Annotated in this window: 23 protein-coding genes; 13 read left to right on the forward strand and 10 right to left on the reverse strand. The window is 60.6% G+C overall.

The window, feature by feature from the left end:
* Positions 1-117: 117 nt before the first annotated feature.
* The 5 genes from AD666_RS04410 to AD666_RS04430 form a co-directional block, all read right to left on the reverse strand.
* A complete protein-coding gene (locus AD666_RS04410; protein WP_053147944.1) occupies positions 118-1,404 on the reverse strand; it encodes an OprD family porin in 1,287 nt (428 codons plus the stop codon).
* Between the two features lie 413 nt (positions 1,405-1,817).
* Positions 1,818-2,018, reverse strand: a complete 201-nt coding sequence (locus AD666_RS04415) for a hypothetical protein (protein WP_053147946.1) — start codon at positions 2,016-2,018, stop codon at positions 1,818-1,820.
* Between the two features lie 244 nt (positions 2,019-2,262).
* Complete coding sequence (gene aguA / locus AD666_RS04420) at positions 2,263-3,369, reverse strand: agmatine deiminase (protein ID WP_053147947.1); 1,107 nt, start codon at positions 3,367-3,369, stop codon at positions 2,263-2,265.
* A gap of 3 nt (positions 3,370-3,372) precedes the next feature.
* Complete coding sequence (gene aguB / locus AD666_RS04425) at positions 3,373-4,251, reverse strand: N-carbamoylputrescine amidase (protein ID WP_053147949.1); 879 nt, start codon at positions 4,249-4,251, stop codon at positions 3,373-3,375.
* Between the two features lie 306 nt (positions 4,252-4,557).
* Positions 4,558-7,470, reverse strand: a complete 2,913-nt coding sequence (locus tag AD666_RS04430) for an aminotransferase (RefSeq protein ID WP_053147950.1) — start codon at positions 7,468-7,470, stop codon at positions 4,558-4,560.
* Positions 7,471-7,681: 211 nt separating this feature from the next.
* On the opposite strand from AD666_RS04430, the gene rfbB reads away from it, so the two are divergent.
* The 7 genes from rfbB (at position 7,682) to AD666_RS04465 (ending at position 14,819) form a co-directional block, all read left to right on the forward strand.
* Complete coding sequence (rfbB, locus tag AD666_RS04435) at positions 7,682-8,764, forward strand: dTDP-glucose 4,6-dehydratase (RefSeq protein WP_053147952.1); 1,083 nt, start codon at positions 7,682-7,684, stop codon at positions 8,762-8,764.
* A complete protein-coding gene (gene rfbA, locus AD666_RS04440) occupies positions 8,761-9,636 on the forward strand; it encodes a glucose-1-phosphate thymidylyltransferase RfbA (protein WP_053147954.1) in 876 nt (291 codons plus the stop codon). The genes rfbB and rfbA overlap by 4 nt, the downstream gene beginning before the upstream one ends.
* Complete coding sequence (gene rfbC / locus AD666_RS04445) at positions 9,633-10,178, forward strand: dTDP-4-dehydrorhamnose 3,5-epimerase (RefSeq protein WP_053147955.1); 546 nt, start codon at positions 9,633-9,635, stop codon at positions 10,176-10,178. The genes rfbA and rfbC overlap by 4 nt, the downstream gene beginning before the upstream one ends.
* On the forward strand, positions 10,175-11,056 hold the full coding sequence (gene rfbD, locus AD666_RS04450; protein WP_053147957.1) for a dTDP-4-dehydrorhamnose reductase: 882 nt from the start codon (positions 10,175-10,177) through the stop codon (positions 11,054-11,056). The genes rfbC and rfbD overlap by 4 nt, the downstream gene beginning before the upstream one ends.
* Before the next feature lie 74 nt (positions 11,057-11,130).
* Positions 11,131-12,939: an ATP-binding protein gene (locus AD666_RS04455; protein ID WP_053147959.1), complete on the forward strand. Its 1,809-nt coding sequence runs from the start codon at positions 11,131-11,133 to the stop codon at positions 12,937-12,939.
* Positions 12,936-14,327, forward strand: a complete 1,392-nt coding sequence (locus tag AD666_RS04460; protein ID WP_053147960.1) for a sigma-54 dependent transcriptional regulator — start codon at positions 12,936-12,938, stop codon at positions 14,325-14,327. Before AD666_RS04455 ends, AD666_RS04460 begins: the two co-directional genes overlap by 4 nt.
* Before the next feature lie 36 nt (positions 14,328-14,363).
* A complete protein-coding gene (locus AD666_RS04465; protein ID WP_053147962.1) occupies positions 14,364-14,819 on the forward strand; it encodes a thioesterase domain-containing protein in 456 nt (151 codons plus the stop codon).
* A 50-nt stretch (positions 14,820-14,869) separates the two neighbouring features.
* Here AD666_RS04465 and cysQ read toward each other — a convergent pair whose 3' ends face one another.
* Positions 14,870-15,697, reverse strand: a complete 828-nt coding sequence (cysQ, locus tag AD666_RS04470; protein WP_053147964.1) for a 3'(2'),5'-bisphosphate nucleotidase CysQ — start codon at positions 15,695-15,697, stop codon at positions 14,870-14,872.
* Entirely contained in the window at positions 15,694-16,260 is a 567-nt protein-coding gene (gene nudE / locus AD666_RS04475; RefSeq protein ID WP_053147966.1) for an ADP compounds hydrolase NudE, read from the reverse strand. Before nudE ends, cysQ begins: the two co-directional genes overlap by 4 nt.
* 88 nt (positions 16,261-16,348) lie before the next feature.
* Here nudE and yrfG point away from each other — a divergent pair, with 88 nt between their 5' ends.
* Positions 16,349-17,011 carry a GMP/IMP nucleotidase gene (gene yrfG / locus AD666_RS04480; protein WP_053147967.1) on the forward strand — a complete coding sequence of 221 codons (663 nt, stop codon included), beginning with the start codon at positions 16,349-16,351 and terminating at the stop codon, positions 17,009-17,011.
* Positions 17,012-17,107: 96 nt separating this feature from the next.
* On the opposite strand, the gene lysM is transcribed toward yrfG, so the two are convergent.
* A complete protein-coding gene (lysM, locus tag AD666_RS04485; protein WP_053147968.1) occupies positions 17,108-17,557 on the reverse strand; it encodes a peptidoglycan-binding protein LysM in 450 nt (149 codons plus the stop codon).
* A 133-nt stretch (positions 17,558-17,690) separates the two neighbouring features.
* Between lysM and AD666_RS04490 the strand changes: the two genes are divergently transcribed.
* The 4 genes from AD666_RS04490 to AD666_RS04505 all read left to right on the forward strand — a co-directional run bounded on the left by AD666_RS04490 (position 17,691) and on the right by AD666_RS04505 (position 22,529).
* Positions 17,691-18,578 carry a LysR family transcriptional regulator gene (locus AD666_RS04490; protein WP_053147970.1) on the forward strand — a complete coding sequence of 296 codons (888 nt, stop codon included), beginning with the start codon at positions 17,691-17,693 and terminating at the stop codon, positions 18,576-18,578.
* 93 nt (positions 18,579-18,671) lie between these two features.
* Positions 18,672-19,511, forward strand: a complete 840-nt coding sequence (fdhD, locus tag AD666_RS04495) for a formate dehydrogenase accessory sulfurtransferase FdhD (protein ID WP_053147973.1) — start codon at positions 18,672-18,674, stop codon at positions 19,509-19,511.
* On the forward strand, positions 19,508-21,856 hold the full coding sequence (locus AD666_RS04500; RefSeq protein WP_053147975.1) for an FdhF/YdeP family oxidoreductase: 2,349 nt from the start codon (positions 19,508-19,510) through the stop codon (positions 21,854-21,856). Before fdhD ends, AD666_RS04500 begins: the two co-directional genes overlap by 4 nt.
* Positions 21,857-22,049: 193 nt before the next feature.
* Positions 22,050-22,529 (forward strand): glycine zipper domain-containing protein, encoded by a 480-nt coding sequence (locus tag AD666_RS04505; RefSeq protein WP_053147977.1) that lies wholly within the window; start codon positions 22,050-22,052, stop codon positions 22,527-22,529.
* A gap of 65 nt (positions 22,530-22,594) precedes the next feature.
* On the opposite strand, the gene AD666_RS04510 is transcribed toward AD666_RS04505, so the two are convergent.
* On the reverse strand, positions 22,595-23,014 hold the full coding sequence (locus tag AD666_RS04510; RefSeq protein ID WP_053147979.1) for a thioesterase family protein: 420 nt from the start codon (positions 23,012-23,014) through the stop codon (positions 22,595-22,597).
* 43 nt (positions 23,015-23,057) lie between these two features.
* Positions 23,058-24,284: a 3-hydroxyacyl-CoA dehydrogenase gene (locus AD666_RS04515; protein ID WP_053147981.1), complete on the reverse strand. Its 1,227-nt coding sequence runs from the start codon at positions 24,282-24,284 to the stop codon at positions 23,058-23,060.
* Positions 24,285-24,547: 263 nt separating this feature from the next.
* Between AD666_RS04515 and AD666_RS04520 the strand changes: the two genes are divergently transcribed.
* Positions 24,548-25,624, forward strand: a complete 1,077-nt coding sequence (locus tag AD666_RS04520; protein ID WP_053147983.1) for a S8 family peptidase — start codon at positions 24,548-24,550, stop codon at positions 25,622-25,624.
* Positions 25,625-25,649: the final 25 nt, after the last annotated feature.

Below are 25,649 nucleotides of genomic sequence, written 5' to 3' on the forward strand. Positions count from 1 at the left end.
AAACGATCTTTTTATCGGGAAAATGGTCGTTTTCAGTGATATTTCTGGCGCCAAAAGACAAAAAGACCCCCGAATCGGCTTCGGGGGTCTTTTCAATCCAACTGAAGCGACCTGCTATCAGAAGACGTTGATCGGATAATCCACGAATACCCGCAGCTCGTTACCACTGACGTTGTATTCACTGGATTTCTGCGAAACACGCAGCACCGAACTGCGCAACCTGACGCTCAGGTCCTTGGCCGGGCCGCTCTGGACCACGTACTTGAATTGGTTGAAGATTTCGCGCTCGGTCCCGCCTTCGCTGGTGGACGTGGTGATGTTATCGCCGCGCACGTAAGCAACGTTGTAGGTCAGGCCCGGTATGCCGAAGGTGGTGAAATCCAGTCCGTAGCCCAACTGCCAACTACGCTCGTCCTCGGCGTTGAAGTCCGACCAGTAGGAGTTGGCCAGGTAGATTGTATTGCCACCATCGCCTACACGGTTCTGTCCACGCTGATAGCCGCCATAGGCGTAGCCCAGGTTACTGTCGCCCGTGCTGCGCTGATGGGCGAGGGTGAAACTGTGTGGCCCGGTGGCGAATGTCGCAGCCAGGCTCCAGATTTTGTTGTCATCGCCGGTGACGTTGTTTTCGCGAACGTAGCTGTTATCCAACTGGGTGCGATAGCCGTTGAAGTCCAGGGTCAGGGACTGATCCTTGGCCAGCGGGAACACGTAGTTGGCGTTCACGTACTGTTTTTTCAACACGTCTTCGACGTCCGACGCATACAACGACGCCTTGAACTGCTCGGTGAACTGATAGCTGCCGCCCAACACGTTGATCGACTTCAGCCCTCCGCTGTCACGGCCTTCGGCGCTCTTGCGCGATTCGGCGGTGAAACGTCCGGCATTCAGTTCCAGACCCTTGATCTCCTTGGAAGTGATCAGCGTACCGGTATAGCTTTCCGGCAGCAGGCGTGAGTTGTCGTAGCTCAACACCGGGAGGGCCGGCATCTGGTCGCCATAGGCCAGCACGGTATTGGAAACACGGAATTTCACCGCAGCACCGAACTTGGACAGGTCATCCGCCGCGTTGCCGCTGTCACCTTGTTTGAAGAAGTCGATGCCTTGCGCACCGCTGCGACCTTTGCCGCCGTCCAGGCGCAGCGCGTACAGGCCGAAGGCATCCACGCCCACCCCCACGGTGCCTTGGGTGAAACCAGACGAGAACGTACCAATTACACCTTGGCCCCATTCGGCCTTGTCCCGGTTGCCGTCCTTGTAGTCGCGATTGATGTAGGCGTTGCGCAACAGCACTTTCAGGCTGCTGTCCTCAACGAAACCCTTGGACTCTGCCTGGTCGTTGGCCATGGCGTGAGTGGTGCTCAAAATCCCCAGTGCGATCAAACTGATGCGCTTGTTCAACATATTTATTTTCCTTGTGCGGGTTGATACGCACTGCAACCGACAACCGAAACGGCGCTTGTTGCGCTCTTTTTTCGGACTCTTGCTCCTGGAAAATAATGAAAAGGCCCGCCCACGAGTGATCGTGTCGGGCCTTTTTATTATTTAAGAATCATGGCTGTTAGCCACAGGCGTGGGCGAATCCTATTCGCGCCCTCAACAATGTGTCAATTTCGTTAATCGTCTTTAATCAGGCAAAAAAAGTATAAGAACACGTTAACTGGAACAGCCATCCGGACCGCAGGCCACTGACGCGTCGGTCGATGCCTGCGTCGTCGAGGCATGTTTCAACCAATCAGCGAAAGCAGCTCCGGACACCCGGCATAAAAAAAAGCGCTGCCATGCCGGCCAGCGCTTCTTATCAATCCGTCGAATTCCTATCCTTGCATCACATCCCACAACGCCTCCAGCTCCGCCTCGCTGAACAGGCCAGCGGGGTAGCGCTCCATGATCATCCGACGCGGATCAGGCTCTCTGATCTGACGCGTTCCATTGGACTTCAACCACTGCGCCAATACTTGAAGCGACTCACCATTAACGGCCAAGGGATGGCATGCGCTCTCGCCTATCATATTCATTCCAGCGCCCTCTCCTGGTTGATGAGCGGCTAATCTATCCAAGGTTTATGACAAAACAACTCAGCTCCGCTCCCCAGAACTGCCGGTGTGCAGATACAAGAGCTATGCCAATCTATCGGCGCCCGCGACACCAGGACACAAAAAAGCCCGCACCCCCAATAGGGACGCGGGCTCGCTGGAATGGATCCAAAAACCTCGGCGCAGCGCCGGCGAGGTGAATATCACCCAGCTGTTACATCGCCACTCATTTTGTGTGTGGCGCCGGTTGCTGTTGAGTAAGGCAATGGATATTCCCGCCCCCCAGTAACAACTCCCGACCCGGAACCATGACCACTTCGTGCTCTGTAAACAGATTCTGCAGGATCTCTTTTGCCCTGGCGTCCATAGGGTCGTCAAAGCTCGGCGCGATGATGCCGCCGTTGACGATCAGGAAGTTTACGTAGGAACCGGCCAGTCGCACCGTCGGATTGCGTTCCTGGGAGCCTTCCGCCGCATCCACGCCGGCGCACTCTTCTTCGGTGGCATAGAGCGGCCCCGGAATCGGCATCTTGTGCACTATGAACGGGCGCCCCTTGGCATCGGTGCTGTTTTCGAGCACCTTCATGGCCGCATGGCAACGGGCATGGTTCGGATCCTTCTCATCATCGGTCCAGGCGAGCAAGACTTCACCCGGACGCACGTAGCAGCAGAAGTTATCCACATGGCCGTCGGTTTCGTCGTTGAACAGGCCGTCGGGCAACCAGATGATCTTATTCACCGCCAGTTGCGCACTGAGTACCGCCTCGATCTCCTCGCGGCTCAAGTGCGGGTTGCGATTGCGATTAAGCAGGCACTCCTCGGTGGTGATCAGGGTGCCTTCGCCATCGACGTGGATCGAACCGCCTTCCAGCACGAAACCCTCGGTGCGATAACGCGGGCTGCGCTCGATCTCCAGGATCTTGCTGGCCACTTGCGAGTCCCGGTTCCACGGCGAATACAGGCCACCGTCGAAACCACCCCAGGCGTTGAAGTCCCAGTCGACGCCGCGTACTTCGCCGTTGTCATTGATGACGAACGTCGGGCCGGTATCCCGGACCCAGGCGTCGTCGCTGGACATTTCCACCACACGGATATTCGGCACATCGAGGCGCGCCCGGGCATTTTCGTACTGAGCCGCAGACACCGCCACGGTGACCGGTTCGAAACGGGCGATGGCCTTGGCCACCGCGACGTGAGCAGCCTGCGCAGGCTTGCCACCCAGGCGCCAATTGTCCGGACGTTCGGGCCAGATCATCCAGACCTGCGTCTGGGTCGCCCATTCGGCGGGCATATGGAAACCATCCGTGCGGGGCGTGCTATGCAAAGTTGTCATGAATCAGGACTCCAGTGAGCCGTCGAGGGTTTTGATCGGACCGTACAGGTTCGGCCGGCGATCCCGGAAAGTGCCCCAGGCACTGCGAATGTGTTCCAGCTCGTCGAGGTCAAAGCTGTGCACCAGCACACCCTCCTCGGTTTCGCTCAGTTCCTGAACCTTCTCACCGAACTGATTGGCGATGAATGACGAGCCGTAAAAGGTGATGTCATAGCCATCCTGCTCTTCGTTGCCGATACGATTGCTGGCCACCAGCGGCATCAGGTTGGCGCCGGCATGGCCTTGTTGCACCCGCTGCCAATGGTCGCGGGACGAGATAGTGGCATCGTGGGGCTCACTGCCGATGGCTGTCGGATAAAACAGGATTTGCGCACCCAGCAGCGCCATGCTGCGGGCGCACTCGGGGAACCATTGGTCCCAGCAGATCCCCACGCCGATCCTGGCGTAACGGGTGTTCCACACTTTGAAGCCGGTATCGCCTGGGTTGAAATAATACTTCTCATGATAGCCAGGGCCGTCCGGGATGTGGCTCTTGCGGTAGATACCCAGGTTCCGACCGTCAGCATCGATGATCGCGATGCTGTTAAAGCGTGCCCGTCCGGCCAGCTCGAAAAAGCTGATGGGCAGCACGACCTGCAACTCCTTCGCCAACTTCTGGAAATGCCTGATGGCGACGTTCTCTTCCACCGTGGTCGCCAGTTGCAAATAGTCCGGGTTCGGCTTCTGGCAAAAGTAGGGAGTCTCGAACAGTTCCTGGATCAGAATGATCTGGGCACCTTTGGTCGCAGCTTCACGTACCAGCCTCTCGGCGTTTTCGATATTGGCTTCGAGGTCCCAGGTACAGGCCATCTGAGTGGCGGCAACGGTAACGATACGACTCATGAATCATCTCCTGGTGGCAGGCAGGGCCGAGTCTGGCTTCGATCGATGATGGAAGAGTGAACCCAGGCGCGAGCAGAGGCACCGATTCACGGAAGACTTTATAGCCGATAAAAATCGGCTTTAGAAGCATATTATTTTAATTGAGACCTATATCCGCAGACTTAAGTCGACAAATATCGATTTAAGAGCTTGATTGTTCGGGGAGCGGGCTTGCCCGCGCAGGCAATGGACCGTCGATCCTGAAGATCGATCAGTCCGCTGCCGTCACGGGCAAGCCCTGGTGCGGGCGTCAGCCCTGTTGAACGGTCATAGATCTTCGTCCAGCACTTTCGACAGTGTATCGACGAAGAAATCCACGCTCTGGCGCGTGGTGACCATCGGAGGCTTGATCTTGAGGATGTTCAGGTAGTCTCCGGTCGGTTGCATGAAGATACCCAGCTCCCGCAGGCGATCGCACAATGCCGCGGTTTCTTCGGTGGCCGGCTCCAGGGTGTCGCGATTGCGGATCAGCTCCAGCCCCAGGTAAAACCCCGAGCCATGCACAGCGCCCACCAAGGGATGCCGGTCGATCAAGGCTTGCAGCCGTGCCTTGAAATGGCGGCCCACCATCTGGGCGTTTTCCCAGAGTTTTTCTTCCTCCATGACGTCCAGCACGGCGATGCCTATCTGGCAACTCACCGGGCTGCCACCGGCTGACGAGAAGAAATATCCTTCCGCCTCCAGCGCCTCGGCGATTTCCCGCCGGGTGATCACCGCACCCAAGGGCTGGCCGTTGCCCATGCCCTTGGCCATGGTGATGATGTCCGGTACCACGCCCTGCTCTTCGAAGCCCCAGAAAAACTCGCCCATGCGCCCGTAGCCGACCTGTACCTCATCGGCGATACACACGCCCCCCCGCTCCCGCACCAGCCCATAGACCTGCTTCAGGTAACCGGGTGGCAGGGCGATCCCCCCGGCATTTCCATACACAGGCTCACAGATAAAGCCCGCCAGTTGACGCTTGCGCTCGGCGATTTTCGCCAGGTTGTGTTCGACGCTACGCACGTAGTCCGGCGTGCTGTCCGGACCGCGGAACTCACCGCGATAGGTGTTGGGCGCGGTGACCGGGTGCACCCAGTCCGGACGGCTGCTCAGCGCCTTGGGATTATCGGCGATGGATGTCGATACCGCATCGGCCGCAACCGACCAGCCATGGTAGGCCTCCAACACACTGAGCATGTCCCGACCACCGCTGTAGGCCCAGGCCAGGCGGATCGCCAGGTCATTGGCCTCCGTGCCGCTGTTGACCAGGAAAACCCGGTCCATGCCCGGCGGCGCCAGCGCTAGCAAGCGTTCGGAGAATTCGGTGACCGATGCATAGTGAAAACGCGAGTTGGTATTGAGCAGCGACCATTGCCGGGCGGCCACCGCCGCCATGCGCGGGTGGCCATGTCCCAGTACCGCGACGTTGTTGAGCATGTCGAGATAGGAGCGCCCCTGCATGTCGATCAGATGGTTGCGCCAGCCACGCTCGATGCGCGGTGGATCGACGTAGTAGTGCTTCTGCGTCCGGGCAAAGCTCGCGTCGCGACGGGCCAGCAGCGTCTTGGCGTCCACTTCTGCCTCGGCATCGCACGCCAGCCCCAGCAACACCGAGGGCGACGGGCACAATGCCTGCCAGGCCGCGGCCCGGGATGGCGTGCAAAAAAGCGGCGGATTGAGTTGCGCGCCTCGGCACAACTGGACCAGCAACGGGCCGGTCGCTTCACCCAGCACCTGCCCCTTCACCAGGGCGGCGCCCGAATGCAACGGCGACGACACGCCCCAGAGCCGCACGCTCAATTGGGCGCTGTCCAGTTGCAACATGCCGTCGACGGTCTTGTGAACCACCCCGGCGAACGGCGATTCCAGCGGCGTGCCCTGGGGTATATGCAGTTCCACATGCAACGCAAAGGTATCCGGTTCCACAGCACTGTCCGGCCGGGTGCGGGACAACCGGTATTGTCCATAACGGCTGGCGGCCAGCCCATGGACGGTGGCGGCCTCGCTCAGCAAGCGTCGGTCGATGCCTGGAGCCTCCCAGTTCCCGGCCTCGAAGTGCGGGCTCAGTACACCCAGGTCGATCAAGGCAAACTCACGGCCCACCAGGGTCGGCAACAGCGGCGCGAAGCCCTCGCTGGCAACCGGGGGCAAACTGTGGCCAACGGCAGACAGGATCGCCGCCTCCATCAGCTCGAACGGCACCGAATGAGCGACCCGGAAGATCTCCCATTCATGTTCCAGGTTATCGCGACTGTAGACATTATCCGGATCGATGGAGGCCTGTTGTTCACCACTGAGCACCAATACAGCCGCACGCGCCACGATCAATGGCCAAAGTGCCAACAGTTCTTCATGCTGCAGGGGATTGGCCGCGTGATAAGCCTGGACCGCCGGCAGAATGAAGAATGGATCGCCATCAGCGTGATGCAGCAACGCCGCGCAAGTCACGGACAGGTCAGCGATGCGCCAGGTACGGATCAGATCGCCGAAATCGATGACCCCCTGAACCTGCCATTGGCGCTGGGCATCACGTTGCCAGACCACGTTGTCATCGGTGAGGTCCATGTGTATCGCCTGCACCGGCAGGCGGGCCTTGAGCGGATGCAAGCGTCGCTCGGCCTGTTGCGCGACCTCGGCGACGAGACGGCGCCGTTGCTCATCCGGGATGACGGGCAACAAATGCTCGATCAAGGCGCTGGCATGGCGAGGGTCCCATTGCAGGGTACGCTCCAGGCCGGGATGGTCGAACGAGGCCAGGGCCAGGTCGATTTGCGCACACAAGCGCCCCAGGCCGCTTACCAACTCAGGTCCGAGGTGTTTGAGCCGGGTCAGTGGTTGACCGTCAATGTACTCCAGTAACCGGACATGCACCGCCTGCCCGTCCACATCGAGCGTCAACAGATCCTGGCTGTTGCTGGCGGCAATGACCTGCGGCACCTTCACGGCACCGTGTCCGGCCAGTTGCTTGAGGGCTGCATGCTGAGCCTGCAACTCCTGAATGGCATAGTCGCCATGACAAATCTTCAGTACAAATCGCCCGCGTTCGCTGTCGACGCGGAAATTGAGGTCCTGCTGACTGCCAAGGGGTCGCAGGTCACCGCTGAGTCCGTAATTCGAGCGCAGCAGCACCACCGCCTGATCGGCGCTGAGCTGTGGGCTTGGCAAACTGGCACGGTGAACCAACGTGGCGAGTGGCATAGAACGACCCCTGGGGTGGTTTGTTGAATGCCTATCTCGCCATTGAGTCAGGGGATAAGCAACCCCTGTGCGCAAACAACATGCCGCACCGGCCGGCTCCAGAGATTCCACTGCTCAAGGAAACCACTCGAATCATCCGGCTGGCATCGCCTACGTCACCTCGACAAGCTATGCTCCATGCTTTGTCGCCTCATGGAAAAGGCTTAACCGGATGCGCATTCTCATCACTGGCGGTGCCGGCTTCATCGGCTCGGCCCTTATACGGTATTTGATCCACGATACGGGACACCACGTCCTGAACCTCGACAAGCTGACGTACGCTGGCAACCTCGAATCGCTGAGCAGTATCGATCATGACAGTCGCTATGAATTCGTACAGGCCGATATCGTCGATCAACCGACTGTCAGCGCAGTGCTTGAGCGGTTCAAGCCTGACGCAATCATGCACCTGGCAGCCGAGTCCCACGTGGATCGCTCCATCGATGGCCCGGCGGACTTCATCCAGACCAACATCGTAGGCACCTACAGCCTGCTGGAAGCGACCCGCGCCTATTGGCAGGCCCTTCCCGAACCACGCAAGCGCACGTTTCGGTTCCATCATATTTCCACCGACGAAGTCTACGGCGACCTGCATGGCGTGGACGATCTGTTCACCGAAACCACTGCCTATGCCCCCAGCTCGCCCTATTCGGCCAGCAAAGCGGCGTCTGACCATTTGGTCCGGGCGTGGCAGCGCACCTACGGTTTGCCTGTGCTGCTGACCAATTGCTCGAACAACTATGGCCCGTTTCACTTCCCCGAAAAGCTGATCCCACTGGTGATCCTCAACGCGCTGTCGGGCAAGCCCCTGCCGGTGTATGGCGATGGACAACAGGTACGGGACTGGTTGTACGTCGAAGACCATGCCAGGGCACTGCTGAAGGTCGTGACCGAGGGAAGCGTCGGCGAGACCTACAACATCGGCGGTCACAACGAACAGAAAAACATCGATGTGGTACGCAACATCTGCGCGCTGCTGGAAGAACTTGCGCCACACAAGCCCGAAGGCGTCGAGCGCTATGCCGATCTCATCACCTTCGTCAAGGATCGCCCCGGTCACGACCTGCGCTACGCAATCGATGCCAGCAAGATCGAACGGGAACTGGGCTGGACGCCACAGGAAACCTTTGCCACCGGCCTGCGTAAAACCGTGCAGTGGTACCTTGAAAACCTGATGTGGTGCCGACGTGTCCAGGACGGCAGCTACCAGGGCGAGCGCCTGGGCTCGCTCGACGGCAAGGAGTCGATTGCATGATGAAAGGCATTATTCTGGCGGGCGGTTCCGGCACTCGACTGCACCCCATCACCCTGGGCGTTTCCAAGCAGCTCCTGCCGATCTATGACAAACCGATGATCTACTATCCGATCTCGGTGCTGATGCTGGCCGGCATAAAGGAGATCCTGGTGATTTCCACGCCGCAGGACCTGCCGCAATACCGAAACCTGCTCGGCGACGGCAGCCAGTTCGGCGTGCAGTTCAGTTATGCCGAGCAACCTTCGCCGGACGGGCTCGCCCAGGCGTTCCTGATCGGTGAACAATTCATTGGCAACGACCCGGTGTGCCTGATCCTGGGCGATAACATCTTTCACGGCCAGCGTTTCAGCGAACAATTGCAAACCGCCGTCAACCGACCACGTGGCGCGACCGTATTCGGCTATTGGGTCAAGGACCCCGAGCGTTTTGGCGTGATCGACTTCGACGCCGAAGGCCATGCCATTTCCATCGAAGAAAAACCGACCACGCCTAAATCCAGCTACGCGGTGACCGGCCTGTATTTCTACGACAACGACGTGATCCGGATTGCCAAGGGCATCAAACCCTCCAAACGAGGCGAGCTTGAAATCACCGATGTCAACAACGCCTATCTGCAACGCGGTGACCTGCACGTCGAGCGTTTCGGCCGGGGTTTCGCCTGGCTGGATACCGGCACCCACGACAGCTTGTTGGAAGCCTCGCAGTACGTACAGACCATCGAGCATCGTCAGGGCCTGAAGGTAGCGTGCCTGGAAGAGATTGCCTATCAACAGGGCTGGATCAGCCGTGAGCATCTTCTTGAGCGCGCCGAATATTTCGGCAAGACCGGCTACGGCCAATATCTGTTCAAAATCGCCGGAGAGTCACGTTGAACGTCATCGCCACGCGATTATCGCAAGTGCTGATCATCGAGCCGAAAGTCTTCGGTGATGATCGCGGCTTCTTTTACGAGAGCTTCAATGCCCGAGCGTTTGCCGATGCCACAGGCTGCACCCTGCAGTTCGTCCAGGACAACCATTCGCGATCAAGCCGGGGCGTGCTGCGCGGCCTGCATTACCAAATCGAACAACCCCAGGGGAAACTCGTACGGGTCACCGCAGGTGAAGTGCTGGACGTCGCGGTGGATATACGGCGCCATTCGCCCACTTTCGGCCAATGGGCCAGCGTACGTCTGTCAGCGCTGAACCAACGGCAATTGTGGATTCCGCCAGGGTTTGCCCACGGTTTCGTCGTACTGAGCGAATCGGCGGATTTTCTCTACAAGACCACTGACTACTATGCCCCGTCGGCCGAACGCTGTATTCGCTGGGACGACCCGCAACTGGCCATCGACTGGGAACTGCAGGGCACCCCGACCCTGTCGCCCAAAGACCAGAACGGAAAATTCCTGAACGAGGCCGATCTGTTTCCATGAAAGCCTCCCTGCGCATCTTGATCATTGGCCAAAACGGCCAACTGGCCCAGGCGCTTCAATCGCGCCTGGCGGACACCGCTGAGCTGATCGTGCGCGGCAGTGGCCAGCTCGACCTCACACGCCCGGATGACCTGCGCTCCGCCATCCCCCTCCTGGGACCGGACCTGATCATCAATGCCGCGGCCCATACGGCCGTCGACCGGGCCGAGAGCGAGCCGGAGCTGGCGTTTGCCATCAACGCCACCGCCCCTGGGATCCTGGCTGAAACAGCGGTCACCCTGGGCGTCCCGTTGATCCATTACTCCACCGATTATGTCTTCGATGGTTACAAGCGCGAGCCATACACCGAGGAGGACATCCCCAATCCCTTGAGTGTCTATGGGCGCAGCAAGCTGGCCGGTGAAGAAGCCATCCGTCGAGCAGCAGGTCAGCACCTGATACTGCGCACCAGCTGGGTGTATTCCACCCACGGCCGCAACTTTCTATTGACCATGCAGCGCTTGCTGCAGGAAAAACCAAATCTGCAGGTGGTGGCCGACCAGGTCGGAGCGCCGACCTGGGCCGCCACCATCGCCGAAAGCACCGCAAAGCTCATCGAACGCTGGCGGGTCGGGCAGCCTGGGGCCTGGGGCACTTACCATCTGACGGCTAGGGGCGAAACCTCCTGGTACGGCTTCGCCCAGGCCATCGGCGAACATCTGGTCGAGCAGCAAAAGCCTTGTGCCGTGATCGACCCCATTCCCTCCAGTGCCTATCCGACGCCGGCCCATCGTCCGCTGAACTCACGGCTCGATTGCACACGCCTGCTCCAGGAATGGAAAGTGAGTCAACCGAACTGGCGAATTGCACTGCACCAGTGCCTCGCCGGACAAACCTAGGCTTTGTACGTCGCATGCGGGTATTTTTCGTACAAGCCCGGGCATAATGCGCCTGTTCCTACAGGCGCACGTTTATGAATTCCACTCTTCCCCGCAGACCCCGTTGGCGCAGCCTGGCCCTGTTGGCGCTGTGCCTGGCACCCTTGCTATGGCCGCTGGAACATCTGGCCGAACGGTATTACCGCAGCGAACTGGCCGGACAGAACCGCCAGACCCTGGATCTCTATGTGGCCAACCTGCTGGGCACCCTGCATCGCTATGAAGTGCTGCCGCAGATTCTCGGTGATCTACCCGCCCTGCGCGCGGCGTTATCGGCTCCAGACGATAGCGTGACCCAAAGCAACGCCAATCGGTTGCTCAAGAACATCTCTGGCCAGAGCGGCGCAGAAGTGATGTATCTGATGGATCCTACCGGCAAGACCCTGGCGGCGTCGAACTGGGACAAGCACGACAGCTTCGTCGGGCGCAATTTCTCCTTCCGGCCGTATTTCATCGAAGCCATGGCCGGCCGCCTGGGCCGCTTCTTCGGCCTGGGCACCACGTCGGGCAAGCGGGGTTACTTTTTTGCCGCCGCGGTGCGCGACCATGAAAAAGTCATCGGCGTACTGGTGGTCAAGGTCGATCTGGACCACACCGAAAGCCTGTGGGGCAAGACGCCGGAGCAACTGTTGGTCACCGACCACAACGGCGTGGTCATCCTGACTTCACGGCAGGAATGGCGATTCCGCGCGACCCGTCCCTTGAACGATCAGGAACGCATCGCCATCAGCGCCGTGCAGCCTTACCCGACCCGAGATCCCCAGCCACTGAACCTGGATGCCAACGCCTGGCTGACACAAACCCAGTCTATCGAGGAGACAGGCTGGAGCGTGAGCATTCTGGCGCCGCGCACACTGATCGACCGCCCGGTGCGCACCGTGGTCGCCACCGGCGGCGCGGCACTATTGGTGCTGATGTCGTTGCTCGGTTTGATGATGCAGCGCAGGCGTCATTACCTGGATCGGATCGCGTTCGAAGCCAAGGCACGTCATGAGCTGGAGGGCCGCGTGGCCGAACGCACCAGCGACCTGGAAGGACTGAACCGGCGGCTGAGACAAGAAGTGCTGGAGCGCGAGCACGCACAGCAGGAACTGGTCCGCGCCCAGGACGACCTGGTACAGGCCGGCAAACTCTCTGCCCTGGGCACCATGTCGGCCAGCATCAGCCATGAACTCAACCAGCCGCTGGCAGCGATTCGAAGCTATGCCGAAAACGCTGAGATCCTCCTCGACCACCAGCGTACCGAGGATGCCCGCGGCAATCTCAAGCAGATCAGCGAGCTGACCGGGCGCATGGCCTCGATCATCGCCCACCTGCGTGCCTTTGCCCGCCGCGACCGCCATGCCCCGGAAAGCGTCGCCCTGCAGCCGGCGCTCGACGACGCCCTGGCGCTGCTTGCCAAACGCCGGCGCACCATGGAGGTAGAGCTGATCCGTGACCTTCCGGCCGCCACACTGTGGGTCGAAGCCGGTGAAACCCGCTTGCGCCAGGTACTGGGCAACCTGCTGGCCAACGCGCTCGACGCCCTGACCGAAAAAGGTCCGCCGCGTAAGCTCTGGCTCAGTGCCCAGGCCACCGAAACCGGCGTCATCCTGTATATCCGCGATAACGGCCCAGGCTTTTGCATGGAAGCCCTGGGCCGCGCCAGCGAACCCTTCTACACCACCAAGACCCGTACCCAGGGGCTCGGCCTGGGGCTGGCAATCTGCGAAACCCTGATGCGCGCCTTCGGCGGCGAACTGTCGTTCGCCAACCACAAGGAGGGCGGCGCCCTGATCACCCTCAAGCTGCGCGCCGGCGCGCCCGGAGTGAGCCTGCAACCGTCCGAGGACCGTAGCGTATGACCATCGATAACCGGATTGAGGTGGTGTTGATCGATGACGATCCCCATCTGCGCCAGGCGCTGAGCCAGACCCTCGACCTGGCCGGCCTGAAAGTCCTGCCTCTGCCCGAGGCCAGGAATCTTGCGCAACAGCTGCCACGTGACTGGCCGGGCGTGGTGGTCAGCGACATCCGCATGCCGGGCATCGACGGCCTCGAACTGCTGAGCCAGCTCCACGCCCAGGATTCGGAGCTGCCGGTACTGTTGATTACCGGCCACGGCGATGTGCCGCTAGCGGTCCAGGCCATGCGCGCCGGTGCCTACGATTTTCTGGAAAAACCCTTCGCCAGCGATCACCTGCTCGACAGCGTGCGCCGGGCCCTGGCCCTGCGTCGATTGGTACTGGACAACCGCAGCCTGCGCCTGGCCCTCAGCGACCGTCAGGAGCTCAGTGCCCGGCTGGTCGGCCAGTCGGTGCCGATGCTGCGCCTTCGCGAGCAGATCGGCGCACTGGCGGCGACCCGCGCCGACGTTTTGATCCTGGGTGAAACCGGGGCCGGCAAGGAAGTGGTCGCCCGTGCGCTGCATGACCTCTCGAGTCGACGCAACGGCCCATTCGTGGCGATCAACGCCGGGGCCCTGGCCGAATCGGTGGTGGAAAGCGAGCTGTTCGGCCACGAACCGGGCGCTTTCACCGGTGCGCAAAAACGCCGCATCGGCAAGTTCGAGTTCGCCAATGGCGGCACGCTGTTTCTCGATGAAATCGAAAGCATGAGCCTGGATGTACAGGTCAAGCTGCTGCGCCTGTTGCAGGAACGGGTGGTGGAGCGATTGGGAGGCAATCAACAGATCCCGCTGGATATACGCGTCATTGCCGCCACCAAGGAAGACCTGCGTCAGGCCGCCGATCAAGGCCGCTTTCGTGCCGACCTGTATTACCGCCTGAATGTCGCGCCGCTGCGCATACCGCCGTTGCGCGAGCGAGGCGAGGATGCACTGATGCTGTTCCAGCACTTCGCCGACGAAGCCAGTGCCCGCCACGGCCTGCCACCTCATGAACTGCAACCGGCGCAACGGGCACTGTTGCTGCGCCACAGTTGGCCGGGCAACGTTCGGGAATTGCAAAACGCCGCCGAGCGCTTTGCCCTGGGCCTGGAACTGGCTCTGGACAACAGTGCGCCGGACGGCGCCCCGGGCACGCCCGTGGCGATCGTCAACGGCGGCCTGAGCGAGCAGGTGGAAAACTTCGAGAAAACCCTGATCGCCGCCGAACTGGCTCGTCCCCACGGCTCGGTGCGCAGTCTCGCCGAAGCCTTGGGCATTCCGCGCAAGACCTTGCATGACAAGCTGCGCAAACATGGCCTGACCTTCGGCGACAGCAGTCAGGGCGCGGCCGATGAGTCCGATTGAGTCATCGTCCTCCTTCTTTCACGCAAGAGGCCTGCAATGAACCGCGACAGTCGTTACCTGGAATCGATTCTGCACCACGACATCCCATTGACCCGGGACATGGGTCTCAAGGTGCTCGATTGGCACGCCCGGCAACTTCGCCTGTTCCTGCCACTTGCGGCCAACGTCAACCACAAGAGCACCATGTTCGGCGGCAGCCTGTATTGCGGCGCAGTACTGGGCGGCTGGGGCTGGTTGCACCTGGCCCTGCGCGAAGACGGCATCGAGGATGGACATATCGTGATTCAGGAAGGACAGATCAGCTATCCGCTGCCGGTCACCGGCGACGCGACCGTCGTCTGCGACGCGCCTGATGAACAGGTCTGGAAACGCTTTTTGGCCACTTACCGGCGTTATGGACGGGCGCGGCTGACTTTACAGACGCAGGTGTTGAATGATGCCAGCGATGAAGCGGCGGTTCGATTCGAGGGGCAGTACGTGCTCCACCGCTGAATACCGCCCCCCTGTGGCGAGAGGATTAATCCCCTCGCCACAGGATCGGTTCAAGAGCAAGCCAGCGCCAATAGCTTCCCACGCCACGCTGCTCTCGCCGGCAACGCCAGGAACGATTCATTCAACAGCGATTCACGGGCTGGATAACAGAACGGTTCACCACTCAGATCCAGCACCTCGCCACCGGCGCCCTCGAGCACACCTTGGGCGGCGGCCGTATCCCACTGGGAAGTGGGCGCTAACCGTGGGTAACAATCCGCCGCTCCCTCAGCCACCAGGCAGAATTTCAACGAACTGCCGATATTGGTCAGTTGCAATTGCCCCAGGCTCTCGCTCAAGCCGCTCAACAGGCGCTCCTGTTCCGCACTGGTGTGTCGACGGCTGGCCACCACCGTGAACGTCTCGCCTGGCGCCAGCGTAGTGCGCACACCGATCGATAACGGCTCGCTCCCCTTGTCGCCACGCCACGCTCCAAGCCCGGCGCCGCCAACATAGAAGCGGCCCGTGGTAGGCATGGACACCACGCCAAACACCACGCGCCCCTGATCGACCAGGGCGATATTGACGGTGAATTCCTCGCTGCCGGAAATGAACTCCTTGGTCCCGTCCAACGGGTCCACCAGCCACCAGCGTTGCCAACCTGCACGCAGGCCCTGGGCAATATCGGCATCCTCTTCGGAGAGGATCGGGATCTCGGGAGCCAGCGCCTTCAGCCCGGCCACGATGACATCGTGAGCGGCCATGTCCGCCGCGGTAACCGGCGACTCGTCGGCCTTGTGATCGACCTGCACGTTGGCCCGCCAGAACGGGAGAATCGCCTCACCGGCCTTCAGCGCCAGCTCGACTACAGGGGCCATCAAAGGGTGGGGGTAGTTCATGCCAGGAATGCTCCTCGCTGGGTCAGCAGGTCACGGGCCAGATACAGCGCCGCCAGGGCGCGGCCCTCGGTGAATTGGGGGTTTTGCGCCAGGGCCGACAGTTCGCGCAGATTGACTTTGTCTACGCGCATCGGCTCTGGCTCGTCGCCCTCCAGCCGCTCTTCGTACAAATCGGTTGCCAGCACGACCTGAATCTTCTGGCTCATGTAACCGGGCGAGAGGGACAGTTCGGTCAGGTGTTCCAATTGCCGTGCGCCGAACCCGGCCTCCTCCTTGAGCTCCCGCTCAGCTGCCGCCAGCACATCTTCCCCGGGTTCGATGAGCCCCTTTGGCAGGGACAATTCATAGGCATCGGTACCGCCGCAATACTCTTCCACCAACACCGCATGCTCTGTATCGAGCATCGCCACGATCATTACCGCCCCGTACCCCGTGCCCTTGCCCGCCAAACGCTCATAGGTGCGTTCCACACCATTGGAAAAACGCAGTTTCAATTCTTCCACGCAAAACAGGCGGCTGGTGGCGACGATCCGTCGATCGAGTATGGTGGGCTTCTGGCGCATAAACGGCTCCCTGGGCGATAGCGAGCTACTATACCCGGCCTATTCTGATTGTTTGTGTCGGATATCCGATTACCGCTGGAGAAGTTTTATGGCCTTGTTGCCCTGGCACGAGATCGATACGGTTCTGCTGGACATGGACGGCACCCTGCTGGACCTGCATTACGACAATCATTTCTGGATGGAACACCTGCCTCAGCGCTACGCCGAGCTACACGGTGTGAGCCGGGCCATGGCCGAAATGGAGCTGCAACCGCTGTTCGAGCGCAACGCCGGGCAATTGCAATGGTACTGCCTGGATTTCTGGAGCACCGAGCTGAAGCTGCCGGTGCGCGAGCTGAAACTGGAAACCGCGCACCTGATCGCCTTGCGCCCGGATGCCGATACATTTCTGGCGGCAATCCAACGAGCCGGTAAACGCGTGGTGATGATCACCAACGCCCACCGCGATTCGTTATCCCTGAAGCTGGAACGCATCGAACTGGCGCCTTATTTCGAGCGCTTGATCAGTTCACACGATTACGGTTTTCCCAAGGAAAACCCGCAATTCTGGGACGCGCTGCACGCCGACCTGAACTTCGACCCGGCCCGCAGCCTGTTTATCGACGACACCTTGCCGGTACTGCGCAGCGCCAGGGATTTCGGCGTGGCGCATCTGCTGGCGGTCAGTGAACCGGACAGCCGCAAAGGGCCGAAGGATACGGGGGAGTTCGAGGCGCTGGGGGATTACCGTGATTTGATCGCAGGGCTTTAGAACGATGTCGCTCTGTCGCGAGCAGGCTCGCTCCCCTGGACGCCAAAAAACCCTGGGACGGGCTTGCTCGCGATGAAGGCGACGCGGTCCCGGGATCTATTCCGGGATGCGCAGCTCCTGCCCCGGGTAAATCTTGTCCGGGTGCTTGAGCATCGGTTTGTTGGCCTCGAAGATTTTCTGGTACTTGTTCGCATCGCCGTAAACGCGCTTGGAAATGGCGCTCAATGTGTCACCTTTCTCGACGGTGACAAACCTGGCTTCCTTAGCGACCGGACCTGTGACCGTAATCTGATCATCGACCCCGCTGATGCCGGCGACGTTGCCTAATGCCAGCAGAATTTTTTCCTTCTCTTCCTGGCTCGCGGCCTCACCCGTGGCGATGACTTTCTCGCCTTCGAGCTTCACTTGAATCTTCGAGGTATCGATACCTGTCAGCGCATCTTGCACATGCCTGGTCAGCGCTTCGCTGTTGGCTTGTGCCTTATCGGGTGTCAGCGCATCGAGAATTTTTTCACCGGCTTCTTTCAAGAAACTGAAAAGGCTCATCGCATTCTCTCCTTGGTTCGAGTGTCCAAACACAAAGACTAGACCAAGCCGAACGAACCCGACCCCCAGCCGACCAATGACCCCGTGCCTTGCAAGCGCTAGAATCCGAACCTTCCTGCGCCCTGGAGCGAAGATGGACATCAAGCAGCTGAAATTTCTCATCGCACTGGACGAAACCCGCCACTTCGGCCAAGCCGCCGCCCGCTGCCACATCACCCAACCCACTCTGTCAATGCGCCTGCGAAGCCTTGAGGAAGAGCTGGGTCTGCCGCTGGTCAATCGAGGCCAGCGCTTCGAAGGTTTCACTGCTCCCGGGGAACGAGTGCTAGCCTGGGCGCGCACGGTACTGGCGGCCTATGACGGCCTTCAGGCCGAAGCGGCGGCCTGTCGCGGCAACCTGGTGGGTACGCTGCGCCTGGGCGTGGTGCCGTTGTCGGACTTCAGCCCGTTGACGATGATGCAGCGCTTGCATGCAGAACACCCGAACCTGCGCTTTGAACTGTCATCCCTGAGCTCCGAGCAGATCCTCGAGCAACTGGCGAATAACCGCATAGACTTGGGTATTTCCTACCTCGAGCGTTTGGATAACGAGCGTTTTGAGGCACTGTCTTTCAGCTACACCCGCATGGGACTGCTTTACGACCAGCGTTATTTCTTTTTCGGGGAACAGCCACTGAGCTGGCAGGCGCTGATGGAGTTACCCCTGGGAATGCTCACCAGCGGCATGCACTTTCGTCAGTCCATCGACTACAACTTCCACAGCCGAGGCCTGACGCCTCAACCATTGCTGCAAACCGACGCCGTGCATCAATTGCTACAAGCGGTTCACGGTGGCCTGTGCTGCGCGGTGATGCCCTTGGACAGCGGCCTGAACGTGTTGACCGAAGACCTGCGCATCCAGCCCATCGAAAGCGCGCAAACGCTGGTCCCGCTGGGGCTCATCATGCGTCGCGGCGCGCCACGCTCGGCGCTGGCGGAAGCTTGTTTTGCCCTCTACCAGAAATCAATGACAACAACTTGATCGACGTCATCTATTGAAAGATCAGTAATAGCGATTAGACGTGGCAGATTGCCGCATTTAGTCTTAGCACTATTCCTACTTTCAGTGATGCCCATGAACGACAAGCCTCCTGTCTGCCAGGTACCTTCGGTCGATGCACCCGGACCAGCCGCCAGCCAGAGCTATCGCTACTGCAATCTGGACCACTCCCAATCGGACAGCACCGCGCTGGCTGAAGAAGTGGCGTTGGCGATTGCCTATAACGGCATCAGCCAGGCCGTCATGCTGGTGACACCTACCGACCTGGAAGACTTCATCGTCGGCTTCAGCCTGGGCAGCGGCATCATCGAAGACGCGTCGGACATCTATGACCTGCAACTGACAGGTGCGGGGTCGGCGCATCACGCCCAGGTGACCATCGCCAACCGTGCGTTCTGGAACCTCAAGCAACAACGCCGCCAACTGGCCGGTACCAGCGGCTGCGGCTTGTGCGGCGTAGAAGCGGTGGAACAGGCGCTGCCCAACCTCAAGGCATTGCCCGGCGCCCCGCTGCCACCGGCGCAATGGCTCGATGGCCTGCGTCAACGCATTGGCCAGTTCCAACCCCTGGGCCAGCATTGTGGCGCAGTCCACGCGGCGTTGTTCATGGACGCTCAAGGACAATTGCTGCTCGGGCGCGAAGACATCGGCCGGCATAACGCTCTCGACAAGCTGATCGGTGCGCTGGTCCGGCAACGGATTCCGGTCGCCGGTGGCCTGGCGATCGTCACCAGCCGTTGCAGCCTCGAACTGATCCAGAAGGTGCTACGCGCCGGCATCCAGACCCTGGTCAGCCTGTCCTCGCCCACGGGCCTTGCCGTGCAGTGGGCTCGCCAACACAACCTCAACCTCATCCACCTGCCGCAAAAAAGTGCGCCGCGGGTCTACAGCCCTGCGATGGAGAAACAAGCGTGAGCAATCATCAACAAGCCGACCAGAAACCCGTACCACGCTACAAACCCTACAAGGGCCCGGCCGGTGGTTGGGGCGCGCTGATCAGCGTCGCTCAGGCCTGGCTGACCAGCGATAATGCGCTGAAAAACATCCGCATGATGCTCAAGACCAATCAGAACGGCGGTTTCGACTGCCCGGGCTGCGCCTGGGGCGACTCGCCGGAAAGTGGCGTGGTCAAGTTCTGCGAAAACGGCGCCAAGGCCGTGAACTGGGAAGCGACCAAGCGTCGTGTCGACGGCGCATTCTTCGCCAGGCACAGCGTGAGTTCGCTGCTGGAGCAGAGCGATTACTGGCTCGAATACCAGGGGCGGCTGACCGAACCGTTGAGCTACGACGCCGAAACCGATCGTTATAAACCCATTAGTTGGGACGCGGCGTTTGCCCTGATCGGCAAACACCTGCAAGGGCTGTCCAGTCCGAACGAGGCCGAGTTCTACACCTCGGGCCGGGCCAGCAACGAAGCGGCCTACCTGTATCAACTGTTCGTGCGCGCCTATGGCACCAACAACTTCCCCGACTGCTCGAACATGTGCCACGAGGCCAGCGGTGTGGCGCTGTCCCAGAGCGTCGGCGTGGGCAAGGGCACGGTGACGTTCGACGATTTCGAACACGCCGACGCGATTTTCGTCTGGGGACAGAACCCCGGCACCAACCACCCACGCATGCTCGAGCCGCTGCGCGAAGCCGTAAAGCGCGGGGCGCAGGTGGTCTGCATCAATCCGCTGAAAGAACGGGGCCTGGAACGTTTCCAGCACCCGCAACACCCGCTGGAAATGCTGACCAACGGCGACAAACCGACCAACACCGCCTTTTTCCGCCCGGCCCTGGGTGGCGACATGGCGATATTGCGCGGCATGGCAAAATTCCTGCTGCAATGGGAACGTGAAGCGCAGAACACTGGCGCTCCCGCGGTGTTCGACCACGTTTTCCTCAATGAGCACAGCACCAACGTGCTGGATTACCTGGCCGTGGTCGACGACACCCCGTGGGAACAGATCGTCGAGCAATCGGGCCTGACCCTGGCCGAGATCGAGCAAGCGGCCCGCATGTACGCCAGGAGCAAGAGCGTGATCATGTGCTGGGCCATGGGAATTACCCAGCATCGTCATTCGGTGGCAACCATTCAGGAAATCGCCAACCTGATGATGCTGCGCGGCAACATCGGCCGGCCGGGTGCGGGCCTGTGCCCGGTTCGTGGCCACAGCAACGTTCAGGGCGACCGGACCATGGGCATCAACGAACGCCCACCGGTAGCGTTCCTGGATTCGCTGGAACGTCGCTTTCAGTTCAAGGTGCCGCGCGAGAACGGTCACAACGTGGTCGAGGCGATCCACGCCATGGCCACCAGCCGGGCGAAGGTGTTCATCGGCCTGGGGGGCAACTTCGCCCAGGCTACGCCGGACAGTCACCGCACCTTCCAGGCCTTGAGCAATTGCGACCTGACGGTACAGATCAGTACCAAGCTCAACCGCAGTCATCTGGCCCACGGCAAAGAGGCATTGATATTGCCGTGCCTGGGTCGTACCGACATCGACCGGCAGGCCGAAGGCGCGCAGGCGGTGACCGTGGAAGACTCTTTCAGCATGGTCCATGCGTCCATGGGCCAATTGGAACCGCTGTCGAACCAGATGCGCTCCGAGCCCTGGATCATCGCCGGTATCGCCGCCGCCACGCTGGGCAATCGCCCCGTGGATTGGAGCTGGCTGGTGGCCGACTACAGCCGCATCCGCGACCTGATCGCCGACACCATCCCTGGTTTCAAGGATTTCAACGAGAAGGTACTCAATCCCGGAGGCTTCTATCTGGGCAACAGCGCCGGTGCGCGTCGCTGGAATACCGCTTCGGGCCGCGCCAATTTCAAGCCCAACAAACTGCCGGCAGATCTGGTACATGAGCGCACCCGCGCCACCGGACAGCTACCGGATCTGATCCTGCAGTCCATGCGCTCCCACGACCAGTACAACACCACTATCTATGGTCTGAACGACCGCTATCGTGGCGTGAAAGGCCAACGTGACGTGTTGTTCGTCAATGAAGCCGATATCGTTCGCCTGGGCTTCAAGCCCGGACAGAAGGTTGACATCGTTTCACTGTGGGATGACGGTCACGAGCGGCGGGTCAAGGGTTTTACCCTGCTGGCGTTCGATATCCCCGCCGGACAGGCCGCTGCCTACTACCCCGAGGTGAATCCGCTGGTGCCACTGGAGAGCATTGGCGATGGCAGCCACACACCGACGTCGAAATTCGTCGCGATCCGCCTGGAAGCTGCGAGCGAAGATGGAGTGATCCTGGCCAGGTCGGCCTGAGCACAAAAAAAGGCCGCTTTACCTGTAAAGCGGCCATTCCCAAGTAGCTAAAGACCGACTGAAAATGCTTAAGTTCCGACTAAAAAACAATAAGTTAGAGAATTGTGCACAAGTCGTGTTACTCGTCGGATTTCGATTGTAACCAAGCGAAGCCAGCCTCAGGATCGCGCCGTCATCCCTTTGAGGCTCCTCTATGAAGTTCTCCTCCATTCTCTTGTTGTCCCTTGGCCTGGTCAGTGGCATCGCCTCCGCTGGCGGTACTGCCGAAGCAGGCGTGGGCGGCGCATTGGGCGGGGTATTGGGTTCGGTTGTCGGCCAATCCCTGGGCGGCAGCACCGGCTCCACCATTGGCGCGGCCATTGGCGGCGCGGGTGGCAGTGCGGTCGGTGCGGACAGACACAGCCGCGGCGAAGCAGCCATCGGCGGTGCGCTGGGCGCAGCCGGCGGTAACGTGGTAGGCCGCAATCTGGGCGGCACCACCGGCAGCCTGATCGGCGCTGCTGCGGGCGGCGGTGCCGGCGGCGCGCTGGGCAACTACATGGGTAAGGACGATGATGACGACCGTCATTATGACGGTCGCCGTGGTGACCGCCGCTACTACCGTGACGGCCACCCGGGTCGCGGCCATGCCTACGGGCATCGCAAGAAGCACCATCGCTACTACCGCGACTAACGGCTGACAGACTCCAGCCGTTGAAGATCGCAGCCTTCGCCCGTCGGAGGCTGCGATCTCTCGTTTCAGGCCACCAAACGTTCCAACGCCGTACGCAGCTGCTCTGGAATCGTCACCGGCAGGTTCGATGCCCGGTCCACGAACACGTGTACGAAGCGTCCCGCAGCACAAGCCTCTTCCTCCCCCGCCTTGAACACAGCCAGGTCGTATTGCACCGAGCTGTTGCCCAGCTTGCCGACTCGCAGGCCGACTTCGATCCGGTCGGGAAAGGCGATGGATGCAAAGTAATCGCAGGCCGAACTCACCACGAACCCCACCACCTGGCCATCATGGATATCCAGGCCACCCACCTCGATCAGATAAGTGTTCACCGCCGTATCGAAAAAGCTGTAGTACGTGACGTTGTTGACGTGGCCATACACATCGTTGTCATGCCAGCGCGTGGTGATGGGATGCAGGTACGGGTATTCGGTACGTTGGGGCATCGGTTGTCCTTTGCGGTTATTCAGTGATCGTTGCGTGATGCGGTTATCGCTGCGCGAACCCCTTGTGCTGGGCGACAAGCTCCCCGATCAGGCGCGCAGGCTGCCAATGGTCCCCCTGCTTCGTCTCGAGTTCGAGAAGGCGCGCGTGAATATCCTCGAGCCCTTGCTCATCCGCCCAGGCCATCGGCCCACCCTTTTGCGCTGGAAAACCATAACCGTTGAGATACACCAGGTCGATATCGTGGGCCGACCCGGCGATGCCCTCCTGCAGGATCTTCGCGCCTTCGTTGACCAGCGCCAGCAGACAACGCTCGAGAATTTCCTCCGTGCTGATCTCGCGTCGCTGGAAACCCAGCTCTTCGCTAACCCGCTGCACCAGCGCATCCACCTCTACATCATGCTCGGCCTGTCGGCTGCCCGGTTCGTAGTGATAGTACCCATTGCCGCTTTTCTGCCCGAACCGTCCCAGTTCGCACAGGCGGTTATCTACCTGGAATTCGGGCGCATCCTGGCCCTTGCCCGCCAGTTCGCGAGCACGCCATTCCAGATCGATTCCGACCACGTCGTACATGCGGAACGGCCCCATGGCAAAGCCGAAGCCCTGGAGCGCCGCATCGACCTGATGAGGAAACGCGCCTTCCAGCAGCATCTTGCGCGCTTCCAGCACATAAGGATGAAGCATGCGGTTGCCGATGAACCCATGGCAGTTGCCGGCTATGACGCTGACTTTGCCCATGCGATTGCCCAGCGCAACGGCGGCGTCCAATACCGCTTTGGACGTGTTCGCGCCACGGACGATCTCCAAAAGCTTCATGATGTGTGCCGGACTGAAGAAGTGGAGACCCAGGACCTGATCAGGCCGTCGAGTAGCGGCAGCGATGGCGTCGATGTCCAGCGCCGATGTATTGCTCGCCAGAATGGCCTCGGGCTTTAGCAAGCGATCCAACTCACGAAAGATCGCTTGCTTGAGTTCGAGATTCTCATAAACCGCCTCGATCACCAGATCCACATCGCGGATCGCCGCATAGTCATCGGCCTGCTTCACCCGGGCGATCCGGGCATCGGCTTCGCCCTGGTCGATACGGCCCTGGCGAACGCCGTGAGCATAGGTCTCGGCCACCGCAGCCAGCGCTTGCTCAAGCATCTGCGGGTTGTTGTCGACCCACTGTACCGCCACGCCAGCATTGGCCAGGCACATCGCGATGCCCCGGCCCATGGTGCCTGCCCCAACCACGGCGGCGCGCTGAATATCGAAGGGTGTCTGGCTCATGTCAGCTCTCTTGTTGGCGACCAAAGACAGCCTTCACCTTAGTCAGCCGCTGTAGCTTTTTGAAATTTATTCGTGTGATGGCGGCCATTCAGCGGATGGATGTAGCGCGGGAGGCCTGCCTGGGTTGCCATGAAGAGATACAAACCCGGGCATTTTGATGTCTCGTCCCCGCCCAACTTGCGCGCTAAGGTGCGCCTTCAATTTCACGCATCGCGTCATGGCAGGAAGCCAGACGCTCGAGGCACTTTTCAAGGAACGAACCATTGCCATACCTATGCTCCGCTCTGAACACCCTGGGCATTACGTCGCTTTCACTGCTGGCGGGATGCCTGGCCGTCCCTGAGCAAACCACCATGGAGCCGGTCGCTTTCGAAACACCGGAGTATCACGCTCAGCGGGGCTTGGCCGTCGTCAAAGCCTCCGCCTTGTACGCCCGTGGCGGCACCGGCCAGCATGTGGTGGTGGCGCTGGTCGACTCGGGCCTCAATGCCGGCCTGGATGAGTTCGAAGGCAGACTGGCCGATCCTGGATTCGACCATGTCGAAAACCGTGCCGGTACCGTTGACCGTATCGGCCATGGCACACAGATGGCCGGCATCCTCGCCGCCAACAAGGACAGCCAGGGCATGCACGGCATCGCATTCGATGCACGGTTGATCCCCTTTCGTTTTGGCGACGACAACGAACCTTTCTTCTTCGACAGTGAAATTGCCCAATCCTGGCAAAGCGGCTTCGACAAGGGCGCTCGTCTGTTCAACAACTCCTGGGCCAACGCCATTCCCGCCACCGAGATCAATGAGGCCCGTTACAAGCAGGTCATGCCCGACTCCCTGGATGTTGCTCGCAAGCTGGTAGCCGCCGGCGCCGTGTTTGTCTTCCCCACCGGTAATGAACTCAAGCGCGAGCCCTTGGCCGAACCCGGATTGCCCGCGGCACTTGGAGAGCTGGAGAAAGGCTGGATAGCGGTGGTGGCGCTGAAAAACGACGGCAGCAGTATCAATGGCAAATCGAACTACTGCGGCGTCGCGGCCGCCTGGTGCATTGCCGTACCGGGCGGCGATTCCGGCACACAGGCGGGCCTGCTCACGGTGGATAAGGAAGGGCGTTACGTGCAAACCGCCGGCACCTCCCCTGCCACGGCACTCGTCAGCGGGGCGCTGGCTACGCTGCAGAGCCTTTATCCGGAACTCAGTCCGCAACAGGTGCGTGAGCATCTGCTGGCGACAGCCAACCGCTCGGGTATTTATGCCAATAGTGAAGCTTATGGCCAAGGGCTGATGGATCTGGAGGCGGCCTCGCGACGCACTCCGGCATCGATAGCTGACCGATCATTCCAGTGAGGAACAACCATGCCGCGTTCTCTGA

The sequence above is a fragment of the Pseudomonas sp. Pf153 genome (genome assembly GCF_001269775.1).
In the GTDB taxonomy this organism is placed as follows: domain Bacteria; phylum Pseudomonadota; class Gammaproteobacteria; order Pseudomonadales; family Pseudomonadaceae; genus Aquipseudomonas; species Aquipseudomonas uvaldensis.

Coding starts and splice junctions, on each gene's coding strand:
- AD666_RS04410 (WP_053147944.1), bottom strand. CDS start 1,404: ATGTTGAACAAGCGCATCAGTTTGATCGCACTGGGGATTTTGAGCACC.
- AD666_RS04415 (WP_053147946.1), bottom strand. CDS start 2,018: ATGAATATGATAGGCGAGAGCGCATGCCATCCCTTGGCCGTTAATGGT.
- aguA (WP_053147947.1), bottom strand. CDS start 3,369: ATGACAACTTTGCATAGCACGCCCCGCACGGATGGTTTCCATATGCCC.
- aguB (WP_053147949.1), bottom strand. CDS start 4,251: ATGAGTCGTATCGTTACCGTTGCCGCCACTCAGATGGCCTGTACCTGG.
- AD666_RS04430 (WP_053147950.1), bottom strand. CDS start 7,470: ATGCCACTCGCCACGTTGGTTCACCGTGCCAGTTTGCCAAGCCCACAG.
- rfbB (WP_053147952.1), top strand. CDS start 7,682: ATGCGCATTCTCATCACTGGCGGTGCCGGCTTCATCGGCTCGGCCCTT.
- rfbA (WP_053147954.1), top strand. CDS start 8,761: ATGATGAAAGGCATTATTCTGGCGGGCGGTTCCGGCACTCGACTGCAC.
- rfbD (WP_053147957.1), top strand. CDS start 10,175: ATGAAAGCCTCCCTGCGCATCTTGATCATTGGCCAAAACGGCCAACTG.
- AD666_RS04455 (WP_053147959.1), top strand. CDS start 11,131: ATGAATTCCACTCTTCCCCGCAGACCCCGTTGGCGCAGCCTGGCCCTG.
- AD666_RS04460 (WP_053147960.1), top strand. CDS start 12,936: ATGACCATCGATAACCGGATTGAGGTGGTGTTGATCGATGACGATCCC.
- AD666_RS04465 (WP_053147962.1), top strand. CDS start 14,364: ATGAACCGCGACAGTCGTTACCTGGAATCGATTCTGCACCACGACATC.
- cysQ (WP_053147964.1), bottom strand. CDS start 15,697: ATGAACTACCCCCACCCTTTGATGGCCCCTGTAGTCGAGCTGGCGCTG.
- nudE (WP_053147966.1), bottom strand. CDS start 16,260: ATGCGCCAGAAGCCCACCATACTCGATCGACGGATCGTCGCCACCAGC.
- yrfG (WP_053147967.1), top strand. CDS start 16,349: ATGGCCTTGTTGCCCTGGCACGAGATCGATACGGTTCTGCTGGACATG.
- lysM (WP_053147968.1), bottom strand. CDS start 17,557: ATGAGCCTTTTCAGTTTCTTGAAAGAAGCCGGTGAAAAAATTCTCGAT.
- AD666_RS04490 (WP_053147970.1), top strand. CDS start 17,691: ATGGACATCAAGCAGCTGAAATTTCTCATCGCACTGGACGAAACCCGC.
- fdhD (WP_053147973.1), top strand. CDS start 18,672: ATGAACGACAAGCCTCCTGTCTGCCAGGTACCTTCGGTCGATGCACCC.
- AD666_RS04505 (WP_053147977.1), top strand. CDS start 22,050: ATGAAGTTCTCCTCCATTCTCTTGTTGTCCCTTGGCCTGGTCAGTGGC.
- AD666_RS04510 (WP_053147979.1), bottom strand. CDS start 23,014: ATGCCCCAACGTACCGAATACCCGTACCTGCATCCCATCACCACGCGC.
- AD666_RS04515 (WP_053147981.1), bottom strand. CDS start 24,284: ATGAGCCAGACACCCTTCGATATTCAGCGCGCCGCCGTGGTTGGGGCA.